The sequence below is a fragment of the Bradyrhizobium sp. CIAT3101 genome, assembly GCF_029714945.1.
Lineage (GTDB): Bacteria > Pseudomonadota > Alphaproteobacteria > Rhizobiales > Xanthobacteraceae > Bradyrhizobium.
On sequence record NZ_CP121634.1, the window covers coordinates 3,204,197 to 3,217,830 of the forward strand.

The window sequence follows — 13,634 nt, forward strand, 5'->3', positions numbered from 1 at the left end:
AATAAACGGGCGGATTTGCGTAAAACGGCGCAAACACTTCGTTAACCATTTCCATGCTTCGGTGGGGGCGAACCGCCGGACCGGCGGACCGTCGCGCGATGCCGGGGCCTGCGCCATGACGCCTGAACTGCAACGGATGGACTGGATGCCCTCGCCCCCGCTTGCGCCCATCGACAGCCCCCTCGACCTCGACCACCTCGCGCGGATGACGCTCGGCGATGCCGAGCTGGAGCAGGAAGTGCTCGCGATGTTCGCCGAGCAGGCGGTCCGGCTGATCGCGGCGATGACGGCGCTGCCGGCCGAGACCGGCGCGCTCGCGCACAAGCTCAAGGGCTCGGCGCGTGGGATCGGCGCCTTTGCGGTGGCGGATGCCGCCGCCAGCCTGGAAACCGCGATCCGGATCGGCCACAACCAGCCCCACGCCTTCGCCGCGCTGAAAGAGGCGGTCGCCGAGGTTCGCGCGGCCATCGCGAGCATCCTCAAGCACTAGGCCGGCGCCCCCTTGGAAGTCGGGGACTTGCGCATTAGTCTTTTGTTTTGACGCGTTTTCTTCCCGCGAACCGGTATCCACTTCGCTTGAAAACGCTATGGCGCTGCCCTGACCGACCCGTTATAGGACAGCCCGGACCCTCCTTTTTCCCCAGATCGCGGCAGCACGAGCACCCATGGCCAAAATTCACTTTGTCGACCACAAGGGCGAAACCCGCACGGTGGATGTCGAGAACGGCGCGACCGTGATGGAAGCCGCCATCCGCAACAGCATTCCCGGCATCGAAGCCGAATGCGGCGGCGCCTGCGCCTGCGCGACCTGTCATGTCTATGTCGACGAAGCCTGGCGCGAGAAGGTTGGCAGCCCGACGCCGATGGAAGAGGACATGCTCGACTTCGGCTTCGACGTGCGCCCGAACTCGCGCCTGTCCTGCCAGATCAAGGTCGCCGACGAGCTCGACGGGCTCGTGGTGTCGACGCCGGAACGTCAGGCCTGATCCGTCCCTCCAAGAGAGCATGATCTTTCCGGAAAACCGCTACACACTTTTCCGGATCATGCACTTAAGTGCTCGGCGGCGTGACCTCGATGCCGCGCTTGAGCCAGGGTTTGAATTTCCCGATCACCTCTGCGGTCAGGGGTGCCGGCCGGCGCGTCGCCTCGTCGAGCAAGACGCCGACGGACGTCGCCGACGCGATGCAGGTCCCGTTCGAAAACACGACCTGCTCGAAGGTCACTGACGTGCGCCCGAGCTTGACCACGCCGAGGCCGAGTTCGATCGTGTTCGGCCAGTGCAGCTCGGCGCGGAAATGGATGTCGAGCCGCACCATGATCCAGGCGAGCCCCGGCGGTGTCAGCCCGTATTCCGGGAGCTTCATCAGCGTGACGCGGCCGGTCTCGAAATAGGTGGCGTAGACCGCGTTGTTGACGTGCTGGTTCGGGTCGAGATCGCCGAAGCGGACGTTGTCACTGAGGCGAAAAGGGAAGTCCTCCAGGCGCGGCGTCGTATCGAGGCGGCTTGGTGCGTTCACCGATTGATCTCCGTCATATCCAACCTCGTTACAGCCCAGTTATTTTGACCCGGCAAGTGGGCGCGGCTGCGGGGCGCTCCCGCTTTTATGCCTTCCCTGATCCATCCCCGTTGGCTAGACAGTCAGGGTCACCTCTGCCCGCCGGGCGCCGTCCAACCGATAACGACCGATAAAGAGACGACATGAGCGACGTGATCAAAACCGATGTGCTGATTATTGGCGCTGGCCCTTGCGGTCTGTTCGCCGCTTTCGAGCTTGGCCTTCTCGACATGAAGGCGCATTTCGTCGACATCCTCGACAAGGTCGGCGGCCAGTGCGCCGAGCTCTATCCGGAAAAGCCGATCTACGACATTCCCGGCATCCCGCAGGTTTCGGGGCAGGGCCTCACCGAGGCGCTGATGGAGCAGATCAAGCCGTTCCATCCGACCTTCCATCTCGGCGAGATGATCGAGACCGTGGAGAAGATCGGCGATCCCGCGTTTCGCTGCACCACCGACGCCGGCAAGGTGTTCGAATGCAAGGTGGTGGTGATCGCGGCCGGTGGCGGCTCGTTCCAGCCCAAGCGTCCGCCGGTGCCGGGGATCGAAGCGTACGAAGGCACCTCGGTGCACTACGCCGTGCGCAAGATGGAAACGTTCCGCGACAAGAATGTGCTGATCGTCGGCGGCGGCGATTCCGCGCTCGACTGGACGCTCAATCTGCATCCGTTGGCGAAGCGCATCACGCTGCTGCACCGGCGCGACGATTTTCGTGCCGCGCCCCACAGCGTCGAGCAGATGCGCGCGCTGGTCGCCAGTGGCAAGATGGACTTGCGGCTCGGCCAGGTCACCGCGCTCTCGGGCGCCGATGGCAAGCTGACCGGTGCCACCGTCAAGGGCAACGACAACAATGTCAGCGATATCGCCTGCGACACCATGCTGCCGTTCTTCGGCCTGACCATGAAGCTCGGCCCCGTCGCGAACTGGGGCATTGCGCTGGAGAACAATCTGGTGCCGGTCGAGACCTCTGCGTTCGAAACCAACGTATCGGGCATCTTCGCCATCGGCGACATCAACACCTATCCCGGCAAGATCAAGCTGATCCTGTGCGGCTTCCACGAGGGCGCACTGATGTCGCAAAAAGCCCACCGCTACGTGTATCCGGAGAAGCGGCTCGTGTTCCAGTACACGACCTCGTCCTCCAGCCTGCAAAAGAAGCTCGGTGTCAACTGATCGCGACGGGAGCGGACGAGCGATGCCCCATGTTCCTGGTGCTGGAATCGTTCGCGAAATCGCCGTAGTCTGCGGCCATTGCAGTGGCGGCTTAGCAAGGTGATCATAATGCGGAAACTCTTTTCCAGCTTTGGGCTGATCGCGTTCCTCGCGCTGTCGCTCGGCGCGGCGCGCCCGACTGCGGCACAAGCGCAGCAGCCAACCGCTGCGGGTCTCTGGCAGAAGGTCGAGGACGGCAAGACGGTGGGCTGGTTCCTCTTCATCGACCACAACGGCATCTTCGAAGGCGTCATCGCCAAGACGTTTCCGCGCCCCGGCGACGATCCGAACGAAGCCTGCACGAAATGCACGGACGATCGCAAGAACCAGCCGGTGCTCGGCCTCTCCTTCATCCGCGACATGAAGCGTGACGGGTTGAAGTATGAGGGCGGCAACGTCGTCAATCCGCGTGACGGCAACATCTGGAAGGCCAAGATGACGGTGAGCCCGGATGGTCAGGTCCTGACCATGCGCGGCTTCCTCGGCATTTCCCTGTTCGGCAAGGACGAGACCTGGCAGCGTTTGCCGGATACAAGTATGGCCGAAGTCGATCCCGCCATCATCGCGAAATATCTCCCCGCGCAGGCCGCCGCGACCAAGCCGGCGCCCGTGCCCGCGACCAAAAAAGGTGGCGCGATGATGATGGCGCCGGCGGCCAAGAAGTAGACGGCTTTCACGCCGCCCGGGCAACGGACATCAATACGTCCGCGCCTTCTTGCAAGGCGCGTAGAACGTGCCGTTGCCGGCAACGACGCGCTCGAGGCATTGCCGGGGATCGGTGATCTCGCCGTCGACCTGAAAATAATAGGCCTGCGGTCCCAGGCTCAGGACGTAATGTCCCGGCGGAAGCTCGAGCTCCACATCACTGGCGTGCAGCTCGTACATTTCGGCTTTCCCCGGAATCGGCGAGATCCGGAACGGGTAAGAGAAGTTGCGGATCACGCCGACGTCGTCTCCGCCACTCGTCGTCTTGCCTGCGGCGTCGGTCGAAAACTCCTTGACCTTCGCGACAAGGCGGACCTCGACGCGCTCGGGGATCACATTTGCAATATCCCGGCGGAACACGATGAACTTGACGTGGCCGTTCGGCAGGTGCGGCCGATCGGGCTTCTTGAATTCCGGTGAAATCGCAATGCGCATGTCCGGCGCCATCACGCCGGTCGCGTTCAGCTCAGCCAGCGACTTGTCGTCGATCAAGGCATAGATGCCGTAATCGCTGGGAAGCACGCGCGTGGGTGGAGGCGGCGGAGAGGGCACCATTTCCGGCTTGGCCACCGTGATCGTCGTCTCGGGTTTTGGCGCGACCTGTGCGATCTCCGGCGTCTGCGACGACATCTGCCGGCGCAGCGCGGCGATCCGGTCTCGCTGCGAGACGATCACGACGGTTGCGCCAACGACGAGCAGGATGGCCGCCGTCCGCTTGATCACAGGCCAGAGCGGACCAGAGACCACTGGCAGCTTGCTGCGGGACTTGATCCCCGAAGGCAAAACCGTTGTATCGCCGGAGACCAGAAGAGTGCCTGCTTCGGTGACCCTGGATGACGTGAGTTGCTGCGGCGGCAAGCGCTCAAGCGGCGCCTGTTCGCGCGAAAACTTCTCGACCTCATCGATCGCGACCTCGAGGGCCTGCTTCATCTGCTCGATGTTTTTCGCGTCGGCGTAGGTGAACTGCTCCTGGAGCTTGTAGCGGGCGAGATCGTAGACCATCTGCCGCCGGGCTTCGGCGTCGTCTTTCACCGTCTCGAGCATGCGCGAAATCACCAGCGCAAACTGCACCTGGTTTGCGGGCAAATCGGTCGGGTCCTGTTGACCGGGAAGCAGGTCCCTCGAGTCACTCATAGCGCTGACGGTCCAAGGCCTGTCACGCCGATACCCAATTCTTCCATTCGAAACAGTCGGTTAAGCGGATGGCGGGCGCGTCCGCGCCCGCTTCGTACACGTCCTGACACGACAAGGAAAGCCTCCGAAGTGAGGCGCGGCGGAGCGTCGGCACATCACACATGCAGGACGTGCAGTCGGATCGAGGAAGGCGGCCGCGCCAGTAGTTCCCCGGAATGCGCGGTGGCGCTGGATTTGCATAGCTATCGGCAAATCCGCCGGAGGAGCGAGTCGCCGCTGCCGTGCCTGTTCGAGGGCGCGAGCGACGTCGCCTGTTCCTCGCGGCGCCAACTTCGATCCGTGAGATGACGTTATGAAACTCGCAAGACCGTGTGCGGCGACGTTGCTGGGACTGACAATGCTGCTGGCGACATCGGCGTTGGCGCGTGACGACGGGCGCTATGCCAACTCGCCGTTAAAACCCTGGTTCGAGAGCCTGCGCAGCCAGTACGGACAGTGCTGTTCGGATGCCGACGGCTATGTCGTCGCCGATGTCGACTGGGAGTCCGACAAGGGACACTATCGTGTGCTTCTCGACGAGGAGTGGGTCGTCGTGCCCGACGGCGCTGTCATCACCGAGCCGAACAAGATCGGCCGCACCATGGTGTGGAAGCACTATATCGACGGCCACCCGCGCGTGCGCTGCTTCATGCCGGGCAGCATGACCTGAAAATACCTGCGACGCCCGCATCAGATGCGGGCGTCGCATAGGGCGAAAAGCTTAGCGCGCCTCGCTGTCGGAGCTCACGCTGGCGAGCCGCTTGACGCGCGGCGACAGCACCGACATCTGCGCGGGCGAGGCCGGCATGCCGGCGACGATCATCGCGGGCGCAGTCGATTGCTCCTCGACGCCGGCGCCGCCGAGCACCTGAACCTGCACCGTCGAGATCGGAAACGACTTCGCCTCGTAAGAGGGGAGCTCGCCGGCAAATGCGCTGGCTGTGCTTGCAATCATTGCGCCGGCAACGGCAATCATCGAGAGAATACGCATTTCAAAATCTCCGTTGAAGATATCAATCGGAGGTTTGGTCGCGGCAGTGCCGCAGCAGGTTCGCTTGTGTGCGAACATTCGTCTTCCGCGGGCGGGTCAATTTGGTTGCGTGCGACGGCAGGACGAAACGAGGAAGAAATTTTCCGCGCCAATGTTTCAGCAAGGTTTCGCGACAGACGGACGATCGTGCTTTACGCGCCGAGTTTGGTTTCTCGCACCACCGCGTCGGCGCGGCGGCGCAAATCCGGATTGAGCGCGAGCCCGAGACCGGGGGCCGTCGGTGCCGATACGATGCCGTTGGTCACGACGGGCAGCGCCGTGACGAGGTCGCGATACCAGGTCGACAGCGTCGCGCGCACGACCTCCTGGAAGATCGCCGTCGGCGCATGCAGCGCCAGATGCAGCCCCGCCATCAGCGCCACGGGTCCGGTGCAGTCATGCGGCGCAAGCGGCTTGTTGTAGGCCTCGCTCAACGCCGCGATCTTGCGCGCCTCGCTCAGGCCGCCGCACCAGGCGATGTCGAGCATCACGACGTCGACCGCATCGGCCGCGAGCAGATTGCGGAAGCTCGCCGCACCCGCCAGCGTCTCGCTGCCGCAGATCGGTGTCTTCACGCGCCGCCTGAGATCGGCAAGGCCCTGCACGTCGTCCATCTTGTTGAGGGGATCCTCGACCCAGAACACGCCGTAATCTTCGAGCGCGCGGCAGATGCGTTCGGCGGTGTGCATGCCCCACAGGCTGTGCAGCTCGCACATGATCTCGATGCGATCGCCGACGGCGTCGCGGATCTTGCGGAACGGCTCCAGTCCGGTTTTGAGATCTGTCAGCGAGATCGCATGACCGCCATTCGCGGCAAACGGATCGAACGGCCAGATCTTCATGGCGCCGTAGCCTTCGCTCAGAAGGCTTTCGGCAAGCGTCCCGGGCATCGCGCATGAAGGCGATCTGATCGTCGTAGGGGCCGAGCGCGGCATCGTCCGCGCCGATCTCGCGGCGCTTCGAGCTTTTCGTGTTGTAGGCATAGCCGGCGCAGGTGTTGTAGGCGCGGATCTCGAGCCGGCTGGCGCCGCCGAGAGCCTCGTGCACGGGAATGCCGTGACGCTGGCCCTTGAGGTCCCACAGCGCGATGTCGATGGCGCTGGCCGCGCGCACCTCGGCGCTGACGCTGTGAAAGCCGAGATAGGGCGTCAGCAACTGGCGCGAGATCGCCTCGATGCGGCGGGAGTCCTGGCCGAGCACCAGCGGCGCCGCGAGTTCGTGCACGGCCGCCTCGACCGCTTGCGCGCCGCGAAAGCTTTCGCCGAGGCCGGTCAGTCCCTCGTCGGTTTCGATCTCGACCCAGATCAGGTTCGGCCGCTCGTCGATGCGGATCGTGCGCAGGGTCGTGACGCGGGACATCGAGGTCCTCTTGGAGTCCTCTTGGACGAGTTGCCGGCGCTCAGGTCACCGGTGCCGGATTGAACAGCGTGAGGTCGTTGTGAATGCCCCAGCGATCCGACCACGGCTTGGTACGGCCGGAGGCGACGTCGAGGATCAGGCGGAACAGGTCCCAGCCGGTTTCCTCGATCGTCTTCTCGCCGGTCGCGATGCCGCCCGCGTCGAAATCGATCAGGTCCTTCCAGCGTCGCGCCAGCTCGGTGCGGGTCGCGACCTTGATCACGGGCGCCGCCGCGAGGCCGTAAGGCGTGCCGCGGCCGGTGGTGAACACCTGCAAGGTCATGCCGGAGGCAAGCTGGAGCGTGCCGCAGATGAAGTCGGAAGCCGGCGTTGCCGCGAACAGCATGCCCTTCTGCGTCGCCTTCTGGCCGGGCGAGAGCACGCCGGTGATGGCTGACGAGCCGGACTTGACGATCGAGCCCAATGATTTTTCGACGATGTTGGCGAGGCCGCCCTTCTTGTTACCGGGGGTGGTGTTGGCGCTGCGATCGGCACCGCCGCGCGCCAGATAGGAATCGTACCAGGCCATCTCACGCACCAGCGCGCGGCCGACGTCCTCGTTGATGGCGCGGCGGGTGAGAAGCTGGATGGCGTCGCGCACCTCGGTGACTTCCGAGAACATCACGGTGGCGCCTGCGCGCACCAGGAGATCGGCGGCGAAGCCGAGGGCGGGGTTCGCCGTGACGCCGGAGAATGCGTCACTGCCGCCGCATTGCAGGCCGATCACGAGATCGGCAGCCGGGCAGGTCTCGCGGGTACGCTTGTTGAGGATCTTCAGGCGGGCTTCCGCTTGCGTCATTATCGCATCGACGATCGCGCCAAAGCCGTCGAAGGCTTCGTCCTGCATGCGCACGATGGCGTCGCTGATGCCTTCGGGCACCAGCCGCTCGGGCGCAAGCTTCTCGCAGCCGAGACTGATGACCAGGATCTCGCCGCCGAAATTCGGGTTGAGCGCGAGGTTCTGCAGCGTGCGGATCGGCACCACCGCATCGGGCGCTGTGATAGCAACGCCGCAGCCATAAGCGTGTGTCAGCGGCACGACGTCATCGACGTTCGGGTATTTCGGCAACAGCTCGGCGCGGATGCGCTTCACCGCATATTCCATCGTGCCCTTGACGCATTGCACGGAGGAGGAGATGCCGAGGATGTTCTTGGTGCCGACCGAGCCGTCGGGATTACGAAAGCCTTCGAAGGTGAAGCCTTCGAGCGGCGGCAGCGGCGCAGGCACGGCGGTGGAAATTTCGAGCTTGTCGAGGGCAGGGGCCTCCGGCATGCGGATGCGCGCCTCATCCACCCATTCGCCGGCCAGGATCGGCGAGAGCGCGTAGCCGATCACCTCGCCATAGCGGATGATCGGCGCGCCTTCGGCGATGTCGGCCAGCGCCGTCTTGTGTCCCTGCGGGACGAAGGCGCGCAGCGTCAGTCCGCAGGCGAAGCGAGAGCCGGCGGGAAGCCCGAAATCATTCACGACGATCGCGACGTTGTCGCGCGCGTTGAGCTTGATGTAGCGGGGCTGTTCTTTTGCTGCGACGTCCTGATCCATCTGCTGTACCTCAGAAACTGAAGTCGTAGGGTGGGCAAAGGCGCAATGCGCCGTGCCCACCATGCTTCATACCGAACGTAAGCCGTGGGCACGCTTCGCTTTGCCCACCCTACGATGTCTTCCTTGTGGTTAGCCGGGATAGGTATAGGCCGTCTTCACCGTTGTGTAGAACTCGCGCGCATAGGAGCCCTGCTCGCGGGCACCGTAGCTCGAGCCCTTCCGGCCGCCGAACGGCACGTGATAGTCGACGCCGGCGGTCGGCAGATTGACCATCACCATGCCGGACTCGCTGTTGCGCTTGTAGTGCGAGGCGTATTTCAGGCTGGTGGTGCAGATGCCGGAGGCGAGGCCGAACTCGGTGTCGTTGGAGATCGCCAGCGCCTCGTCGTAGTTCTTGGCGCGGATGACGGCCGCAACGGGCCCGAAGATCTCTTCACGCGCGATGCGCATGTTGTTGTTGGCTTCGGTGAACAGCGCCGGCGCGAGATAGTGGCCGGGCGTCTCGCGCTTGAGCAGCTCGCCGCCGAAGGCGAGCTTGGCGCCTTCGTCCTGGCCGATCTTGATATAGCGGAGGTCCTGGTCGAGCTGGCTCTGGTCGACCACCGGGCCGATATGGACGCCGGCCTTGAGCGCGTCGTCGACCGACAGGCTGTTCAGGCGCTCGGCCACCGCCGCGACGAAGCGGTCATGGATGCCTTCGGTGACGATCAGGCGGGACGACGCCGTGCAGCGCTGGCCGGTCGAGAAATAGGCGCCGTTGACGGCGACCTCGACGGCGGTCTTGAGATCGGCGTCGTCGAGCACGACCAGCGGGTTCTTGCCGCCCATCTCGAGCTGGAACTTCTTCATCGGGTTCGAGAGCACGCAGGCCTGCGCGATCTTGCGGCCGGTCTGCACCGAGCCGGTGAAGGAGATCGCCGCCACGTCAGGGTGGTCGAGCAGGGTCTGGCCGACCACGGAGCCGGAGCCGACCACGAGGTTGAAGACGCCTGCCGGAATGCCGGAGCGCGTGATGATCTCGGACAGCGCATGCGCCGAGCCGGGCACCAGTTCGGCCGGCTTGAACACCACCGTGTTGCCGTAGCAGAGCGCGGGCGCGATCTTCCAGGCCGGGATCGCGATCGGGAAATTCCAGGGCGTGATCATGCCGACGACGCCGACGGGCTCGCGGGTGAGCTCGACGTCGAGGCCGGGACGCACCGAGGCGCCCTTTTCGCCGATCAGGCGCAGCGCCTCTCCGGCGAAGAACGCAAAGATCTGGCCGGCGCGGGCGACCTCGCCGATACCCTCGGGGAGCGTCTTGCCTTCCTCGCGGGCAAGCAGACGGCCGAGCTCTTCCTTGCGGGCGAGGATCTCGAGAGAAATCTTGTTCAGCGCGTCGTAGCGCACCTGAGGCGTCGACTGGGCCCAGGCGGGGAAGGCGGCTTTCGCGGCCGCGATCGCCTTCTCGGTCTGCGCCTTGTCGGCCTTGGCGTATTCGCCGACCAGATCGTTGGTGTTGGAGGGGTTGATGTTCTTGGTGACGCCGGAGCCGTCGACCCATTCACCGCCGATGAAGTTCTTCAGGATCGCAGTCATCTCGTTCCTCCAGGGAAAGTTTTCTAACGCACGAGGCAAGGACGCTTGTCGTCGAAGGTCCAGCCGGGGATCAGGTCCTGCATGGCCATAGCGTCATCTCGGGCGCCGAGTCCATGCTGCTTGTAAAGTTCATGTGCGGCCTCGATGGCCGCACGGTCAATCTCGATGCCGAGGCCTGGGCGATCCGGGACCGTGATCTTGCCGCCCTTGATCTGCAGCGGCTCCTTGGTGAGCGCCTGGCCATCCTGCCAGATCCAGTGGGTGTCGATCGCGGTGACCTTGCCGGGGGCCGCGGCGCCGACATGGGTGAACATCGCGAGCGAAATGTCAAAATGGTTGTTGGAGTGCGAGCCCCAGGTCAGGCCATTGTCACGGCAGGTCTGGGCGACGCGCACCGAGCCCTGCATGGTCCAGAAATGGGGGTCGGCGAGCGGAATGTCCACCGCACCCAGGCGCAGCGCGTGGCTAAGCTGGCGCCAGTCGGTCGCGATCATATTGGTTGCGGTCGGCAAGCCCGTGGCGCGGCGGAACTCGGCCATGATCTCGCGGCCGGAGAAGCCGGCCTCGGCGCCGCAGGGATCCTCGGCATAGGCGAGGATGCCGTGCATGTTCTTGCAGAGGCCGATGGCCTCGTCGAGCGACCAGGCGCCGTTCGGATCGAGCGTAACGCGCGCATCGGGAAAGCGCTTTGCGATCGCCGTGACAGCCTCGATCTCCTGCTCGCCGCGGAGCACGCCGCCTTTCAGCTTGAAGTCGGCGAAGCCGTAATGGTCCTGGGTGGCTTCCGCGAGCCGCACCACCGTCCCAGGTGTCATCGCTTCCTGATGGCGGAGGTTGAACCAGTCGGGCTTGCCGGTCTCGCCCTGGACGTAGTCGAGCTTGCTCTTGCGCCGGTCGCCGACGAAGAAGAGGTAGCCGAGCGTCTCGACGCTCTTGCGCTGCTGGCCTTCGCCGAGCAGCGCCGCGACAGGAAGATTGAGGTGCTGGCCGAGCAGGTCGAGCAGGGCGGATTCGATCGCCGTGACCGCATGAATCATCACGCGAAGGTCAAACGTCTGCTTGCCGCGGCCGCCGGCGTCGCGGTCGGCGAAGGTGGTGCGGATGTCGGCGAGGATGTTGTTCATCGCGCCGACGGTCTTGCCGATCACGAGATCGCGGGCGTCCTGGAGCGTCTGCCAGATCTTCTGTCCGCCCGGCACCTCGCCGACGCCGGTGTGACCGGCATTGTCGGTGAGGATGACGATGTTGCGGGTGAAGAACGGCGCATGCGCGCCGCTCAGATTGAGGAGCATGCTGTCGCGGCCCGCGACCGGGATCACCTGCATCGTTGTGACGATTGGTGCGCCGGAAACTTCGACCATTGCACGCTCCTCCTTGTTGTGTTGTTTTTATTCTGCCGCCTGTTGTGTCGATCCTGCGGCGGGCAGATTCTTCACCAGCGCGGTCAGTTCCGCAATCTCCTGCTCGGTGAGATCGGTCAGCGGCGGCCGGACCGGGCCGGAATCGCGGCCGATCACCTTCATGCCGGCCTTGATGATCGAGACCGCATAACCCTTCTTGCGGTTGCGGATCGCGATCAGCGGCAGGATGAAATCCTTCAGGCCGGCGTGGATGGTCGCGTGGTCACGCTTGCGCACCGCGGCGTAGAAATTGGTGGCGAATTCCGGCACGAAGTTGAACACGGCCGAGGAATAGGTCGTCACGCCCATGTCGAGATAGGGCAGCGCGAACGTCTCGGCGGTCGGCAGGCCACCGACATAGGTCAGGCGGTCGCCGAGCTTGGTGTAGACGCGGGTCATCAGTTCGATGTCGCCGATGCCGTCCTTGTAGCCGACGAGGTTCGGGCAGCGCTCGGCGAGGCGGGCGACCGTGTCGGGCTGGAGGATGGCGTTGTCGCGGTTGTAGACGATGACGCCGATCTTGACGGCGGCGCAGACGGCCTCGACGTGAGCGGCAAGGCCTTCCTGTTCGGAATGGGTGAGGTAGGGCGGCAGCAGCAGCAGGCCGTCAGCGCCGGCCTTCTCGGCGCCAACAGCGATCTCGCGGGCGATCGCCGTGCCGTAGCCGGTGCCGGCGAGCACGGGCACGCGGCCCTTGGTCTCCTCGACGGCGACCTTGACCACCTGCGGAACTTCGGTCGGGGTCAGCGAAAAGAACTCGCCGGTGCCGCCGGCGGCGAACAGACCCGCGACATCATAGCCGCACAGCCAATCCATGTTGGCGCGGTAGGTCGCCTCGTCGAAGGAATAGTCCGCCTTGAACGGCGTGACGGGGAAGGACAGGAGGCCGGATCCGATCTTCTGGGCCATTTCCTGCGGGGTCATCTTGCTCATGGGCGCTGCTCCCTGCTCTCGTGTTTATCGGGGACGCAACCTGAGGCGCGCGTCCATGCGCAGCTGTTTAGGCAACCGTTCGATGCGCGTCCAAGCCAAAGCCTATATCGACCGATGCGGATTGAGCATCAATCTTCCACCACCTCGGCGGAGGATAGTTCGCTGGCGATTTTGACCAGCGCGGACAGCAGCGGATTCTCGTCGTCGCGGCGCCAGACCATGAAGAGCTCGACCGGAACGCGGTTGCGTAGCTTCAGGGGGCGCAGCCGAACGTCGGAGATTTTCAGGCCGGCGGCCGCGGCCGGCACGATGGCGAGGCCAAGGCCGGCGCGCACCATCGCCAGGATCGAGTGGATCTGGCTCAGATGCTGGACGTAGCGCGGCAGGATGTCGGCGCGGGTGAACAGCGCCACCAGGAGATCGTGGAAGTAGCGGCTCTCATAGGGCGAATACATCACGAAGGGCTGGTCGTCGAAATCCTTGATGGTGATGCTGTCGGCATTGGCCAGCGGATGCTTTTTCGGGATCGCGGCGAGCAGGGGCTCGGCGACGACGCGGCGGCTGGTCAGTTCGGGCCGCGCGATCGGCGGCCGCAGCAGGCCGGCATCGATCTGGCCCGAGGTCAGCGCCTCGAACTGATCGCCCGAGACCATCTCCTTCAGCGAGAAATCGACCTCCGGGAGCTTGGCGCGGCAGGCCGCGACCAGCTCGGGCAGGAAGCCGTAAGCGGCTGCAGCCGTAAAGCCGATCTTCAGCGAGCCGGTCTTGCCGAGCGCGATGCGGCGGGCGACCTGCGAGGCGCTCTCCGCGAGCTTCAGGATGCGACGGGCCTCGGGCAGGAAGCTGCGCCCGGCCGGCGTCAGGCGCACCGAGCGGCTGGTGCGCTCCAGCAGCGGTGCGTCGATGATGTGCTCCAGCACCTGGATCTGCCGGGACAGCGGCGGCTGGGTCATGTTCAGCCGCGCGGCGGCGCGGCCGAAGTGCAGTTCCTCCGCCACCGTGACGAAACAGCGGAGCTGGTTGAGGTCGAACATCGATACATGCCTTAGATGAATAAGGCGTTTCCCCGGCACTTCTAGCATCGATCATCCCCAAAACAAAGACGG

At 64.6% G+C, this 13,634-nt stretch carries 14 protein-coding genes and 1 pseudogene; 5 read left to right on the plus strand and 10 right to left on the minus strand.

Translation table 11 applies throughout. The features are described 5' to 3' along the window. Nucleotides 1-115: 115 nt before the first annotated feature. Both QA645_RS14930 and QA645_RS14935 read left to right on the plus strand, forming a co-directional pair. Complete coding sequence (locus QA645_RS14930; RefSeq protein WP_283051137.1) at nucleotides 116-490, plus strand: Hpt domain-containing protein; 375 nt, start codon at nucleotides 116-118, stop codon at nucleotides 488-490. Nucleotides 491-665: 175 nt separating this feature from the next. Beyond that, a complete protein-coding gene (locus QA645_RS14935; RefSeq protein WP_148775221.1) occupies nucleotides 666-986 on the plus strand; it encodes a 2Fe-2S iron-sulfur cluster-binding protein in 321 nt (106 codons plus the stop codon). Between the two features lie 64 nt (nucleotides 987-1,050). Here QA645_RS14935 and QA645_RS14940 read toward each other — a convergent pair whose 3' ends face one another. Next, the gene (locus QA645_RS14940; protein ID WP_283051140.1) at nucleotides 1,051-1,518 is read right to left on the minus strand and encodes a thioesterase family protein; all 468 of its coding nucleotides are present in this window, start codon (nucleotides 1,516-1,518) and stop codon (nucleotides 1,051-1,053) included. Nucleotides 1,519-1,700: 182 nt separating this feature from the next. Between QA645_RS14940 and QA645_RS14945 the strand changes: the two genes are divergently transcribed. Together QA645_RS14945 and QA645_RS14950 are read left to right on the plus strand one after the other, a co-directional pair. Then, a complete protein-coding gene (locus tag QA645_RS14945; protein WP_283051141.1) occupies nucleotides 1,701-2,729 on the plus strand; it encodes an NAD(P)/FAD-dependent oxidoreductase in 1,029 nt (342 codons plus the stop codon). A gap of 108 nt (nucleotides 2,730-2,837) precedes the next feature. Then, nucleotides 2,838-3,434 carry a DUF2147 domain-containing protein gene (locus tag QA645_RS14950; RefSeq protein ID WP_254194524.1) on the plus strand — a complete coding sequence of 199 codons (597 nt, stop codon included), beginning with the start codon at nucleotides 2,838-2,840 and terminating at the stop codon, nucleotides 3,432-3,434. A gap of 30 nt (nucleotides 3,435-3,464) precedes the next feature. On the opposite strand, the gene QA645_RS14955 is transcribed toward QA645_RS14950, so the two are convergent. Then, entirely contained in the window at nucleotides 3,465-4,607 is a 1,143-nt protein-coding gene (locus QA645_RS14955; protein WP_283051144.1) for a hypothetical protein, read from the minus strand. A 352-nt stretch (nucleotides 4,608-4,959) separates the two neighbouring features. Between QA645_RS14955 and QA645_RS14960 the strand changes: the two genes are divergently transcribed. Then, nucleotides 4,960-5,316 (plus strand): hypothetical protein, encoded by a 357-nt coding sequence (locus tag QA645_RS14960; protein WP_254132631.1) that lies wholly within the window; start codon nucleotides 4,960-4,962, stop codon nucleotides 5,314-5,316. Between the two features lie 51 nt (nucleotides 5,317-5,367). Here QA645_RS14960 and QA645_RS14965 read toward each other — a convergent pair whose 3' ends face one another. The 8 genes and pseudogenes from QA645_RS14965 to QA645_RS14995 form a co-directional block, all read right to left on the minus strand. Beyond that, on the minus strand, nucleotides 5,368-5,637 hold the full coding sequence (locus QA645_RS14965) for a hypothetical protein (RefSeq protein WP_283051146.1): 270 nt from the start codon (nucleotides 5,635-5,637) through the stop codon (nucleotides 5,368-5,370). A gap of 191 nt (nucleotides 5,638-5,828) precedes the next feature. Beyond that, the gene (locus QA645_RS43335; RefSeq protein WP_349253180.1) at nucleotides 5,829-6,518 is read right to left on the minus strand and encodes a mandelate racemase/muconate lactonizing enzyme family protein; all 690 of its coding nucleotides are present in this window, start codon (nucleotides 6,516-6,518) and stop codon (nucleotides 5,829-5,831) included. A gap of 247 nt (nucleotides 6,519-6,765) precedes the next feature. Beyond that, nucleotides 6,766-7,035: pseudogene (locus QA645_RS43340) on the minus strand (mandelate racemase/muconate lactonizing enzyme family protein); the annotation flags it as partial. Nucleotides 7,036-7,075: 40 nt separating this feature from the next. Then, nucleotides 7,076-8,617, minus strand: coding sequence for a galactarate dehydratase (gene garD, locus QA645_RS14975; protein ID WP_283051148.1), 1,542 nt, complete (start codon nucleotides 8,615-8,617; stop codon nucleotides 7,076-7,078). A gap of 129 nt (nucleotides 8,618-8,746) precedes the next feature. Beyond that, complete coding sequence (locus QA645_RS14980) at nucleotides 8,747-10,195, minus strand: aldehyde dehydrogenase family protein (protein ID WP_254132624.1); 1,449 nt, start codon at nucleotides 10,193-10,195, stop codon at nucleotides 8,747-8,749. Nucleotides 10,196-10,218: 23 nt separating this feature from the next. After that, the gene (gene gudD / locus QA645_RS14985) at nucleotides 10,219-11,556 is read right to left on the minus strand and encodes a glucarate dehydratase (RefSeq protein WP_283051150.1); all 1,338 of its coding nucleotides are present in this window, start codon (nucleotides 11,554-11,556) and stop codon (nucleotides 10,219-10,221) included. A gap of 27 nt (nucleotides 11,557-11,583) precedes the next feature. After that, the gene (gene kdgD, locus QA645_RS14990; protein WP_254194517.1) at nucleotides 11,584-12,528 is read right to left on the minus strand and encodes a 5-dehydro-4-deoxyglucarate dehydratase; all 945 of its coding nucleotides are present in this window, start codon (nucleotides 12,526-12,528) and stop codon (nucleotides 11,584-11,586) included. 128 nt (nucleotides 12,529-12,656) lie between these two features. Continuing rightward, nucleotides 12,657-13,562, minus strand: coding sequence for a LysR substrate-binding domain-containing protein (locus QA645_RS14995; RefSeq protein WP_254132621.1), 906 nt, complete (start codon nucleotides 13,560-13,562; stop codon nucleotides 12,657-12,659). Nucleotides 13,563-13,634 lie beyond the last annotated feature (72 nt).